Source organism: Burkholderia sp. Bp8963 (assembly GCF_003854275.1).
Classification (GTDB): Bacteria; Pseudomonadota; Gammaproteobacteria; order Burkholderiales; family Burkholderiaceae; genus Burkholderia.
The window spans coordinates 1-1,524 of sequence record NZ_QTQP01000135.1 but is presented as its reverse complement, the minus strand read 5'-3'; the positions used below and the strand labels follow the sequence as shown (position 1 = coordinate 1,524).

Here is a 1,524-nt window from a genome sequence, read left to right as displayed (position 1 = left end):
CAGGGCAACAACGACCTGAGCGCGCGCACCGAGCAGGCCGCGTCGAGCGTGCAGCAGACGGCGGCGTCGATGGCGGAGATGACGGCGACCGTATCGAGCAACGCGGAGACGGCGGTGCAGGCGAACCGGCTGTCGGTCTCCGCGAGCGACGCAGCCGAGCGCGGCGGGCAGGCCGTATCGGAGGTCGTCACGACGATGAACGACATCACCGCGAGCTCGCGCAAGATCTCGGACATCATCGGCGTGATCGACGGGATCGCGTTCCAGACCAACATCCTCGCGCTGAACGCGGCGGTCGAGGCCGCGCGGGCGGGCGACCAGGGGCGCGGCTTCGCGGTTGTCGCGGGCGAGGTGCGGGCGCTCGCGCAGCGCAGCGCGAACGCGGCGAAGGAGATCAAGACGCTGATCGGCGCAAGCGTCGAACGGGTCGAGTCGGGCGCGCGGATCGTCGACGATGCGGGCAAGACGATGGAGGACATCGTCACGCAGGTGAAGCGCGTATCGGACCTGATCGCGGAAATCAGCTCGTCGACGGTGGAGCAGAGCAGCGGCGTTGCACAGGTCGACCAGGCGGTTGTGCATCTCGACAACATCACGCAGCAGAACGCGGCGCTCGTCGAGCAGAGCACGGCGGCGTCGGAGAGCCTGAAGCAGCAGGCGACGCGGTTGGTGGAAGCGGTGAACGTGTTCAGGTGACGCGGGCGCGGCGGAGAGGCGCCGGCCCGCGTCAGGCCGCCCGGTTTTCCGGCCGGGCGGCCAGGGCCTGTTCCCGCTTCGAGCGGGCGCAGGCCTCAAGCGGTCAGACAGCGAGACAGAGGTACTTGATCACGACGTAATCGTCGATCCCGTAGTGCGAGCCTTCGCGGCCGAGGCCCGATTGCTTCACACCGCCGAACGGCGCGACTTCGTTCGAGATCAGGCCCGTATTCACGCCGACCATCCCGTATTCGAGCGCTTCGGCGACCTTCCACACGCGACCGATGTCGCGGCTGTAGAAGTACGCGGCAAGACCGAACTCGGTGTCGTTCGCGAACCGGATCACTTCGTCGTCGCTGCTGAACTTGAACAGCGGCGCGAGCGGGCCGAACGTCTCGTCCTTCGCAACCTTCATCGCGGGCGTGACGCCCGTCAGCACGGTCGGCTCGAAGAAGCCGTGGCCGAGCGCATGGCGCTTGCCGCCCGTCACGACGGTCGCACCCTTCGCGAGCGCGTCCTCGATGTGCGCCTCGACCTTCAGCACGGCCGCTTCGTTGATCAGCGGACCTTGCGTGACGCCCGGCTCGGTGCCGCGCCCGACCTTCAACTGGCCGACGGCTGCCGCGAGCTTCTCCGCGAACTGGTCGTACACGGCTTCATGCACGTAGAAGCGGTTCGTGCACACGCAGGTCTGGCCGCTGTTGCGATACTTCGATGCGATCGCGCCCTGCACGGCCGCGTCGAGATCGGCGTCGTCGAACACGATGAACGGCGCGTTGCCGCCCAGCTCCAGCGACACCTTCTTGACCGTCGGCGCGCACTGCGCCA

Annotated in this window: 2 protein-coding genes; one reads left to right on the top strand and one right to left on the bottom strand. The window is 67.9% G+C overall.

Features of this window, described 5'->3' with window-relative positions:
- Positions 1–696: methyl-accepting chemotaxis protein (locus tag DID96_RS37630; RefSeq protein ID WP_260464176.1), on the top strand; the 696-nt coding region annotated here is incomplete at its 5' end.
- Between the two features lie 103 nt (positions 697–799).
- Here DID96_RS37630 and DID96_RS37625 read toward each other — a convergent pair.
- On the bottom strand, positions 800–1,524 hold a 725-nt coding region (locus DID96_RS37625; RefSeq protein ID WP_124604366.1), incomplete at its 5' end, for an aldehyde dehydrogenase family protein.